Origin of the sequence: Limnohabitans sp. JirII-31 (assembly GCF_002778315.1) — a bacterium.
Classification (GTDB): Bacteria; Pseudomonadota; Gammaproteobacteria; order Burkholderiales; family Burkholderiaceae_C; genus Limnohabitans.
The window spans coordinates 1-817 of sequence record NZ_NESA01000039.1 but is presented as its reverse complement, the minus strand read 5'-3'; the positions used below and the strand labels follow the sequence as shown (position 1 = coordinate 817).

Genomic DNA, 817 nt, shown 5'->3' with positions numbered 1-817 from the left:
TGGAGCGTATTGGGTATATTCCACCTGCCGAGGCTGAGACCAACTACTATCGGCAACTCGCTGAGAAGACCAACGCTAAGGCGTTAACTTAAACCAACTGGCCTCCTCGAAATGCGGGGCGATTCACATTGCTCCCCGTCAATTGGTCTGGAATGAGCATCGATATATCTATGAATGGGAGGCCCTTGACGCACGGCCAGATGTCCTATGCCAAGATGCTTGAACTACTCGAAGCCGCTCGCATGTTCCTTGAGAGCGATGTGGCCTAACCTCTCGCTCAACCGGACCCGCTACGGCGCTCGCCCCCGCGGGCCGGTTAGCTCGAATGTTATGCAGCACCGATCATCGCTGGTTCACAAGCGCGGGGCTACCATGCTCTTTGCGCCCGACACCAGATAATCCCTAGGCCCGTATGGCAAGCACCATGGCAACTTATAAGTACACGGCTTACTACAACAACGACGGACCTTCCCGTGCTGACCCACTTCGGGAGGTGCTGTCCAAGGAAGAAGTCGACGAGCGGCTTCAACTCTTCGTGCAGGATGTCAAAGCCTGTTTTGAGGAAATGCCCGCAACGATCGAGATCGAGCACAACACTGTATTGCTGACGACCAACCTTCCCAGGGCTGTGTGCGATGAACGAGTGGGAGGCTGCTTAAACAGCCTCGGGCTAAGTGCAAAGAAGAGCTATGAATCGCCCCGCATTTCGAGGAGGCCAGTTGGTTTAAGTTAACGCCTTAGCGTTGGTCTTCTCAGCGAGTTGCCGATAGTAGTTGGTCTCAGCCTCGGCAGGTGGAATATACCCAATACGCTCCAG

At 54.7% G+C, this 817-nt stretch carries 1 protein-coding gene; it reads left to right on the top strand.

Going from position 1 to position 817, the window contains the following annotated elements:
• Positions 1–424 precede the first annotated feature (424 nt).
• The gene (locus B9Z41_RS16855; RefSeq protein ID WP_233202773.1) at positions 425–733 is read left to right on the top strand and encodes a hypothetical protein; all 309 of its coding nucleotides are present in this window, start codon (positions 425–427) and stop codon (positions 731–733) included.
• Positions 734–817 lie beyond the last annotated feature (84 nt).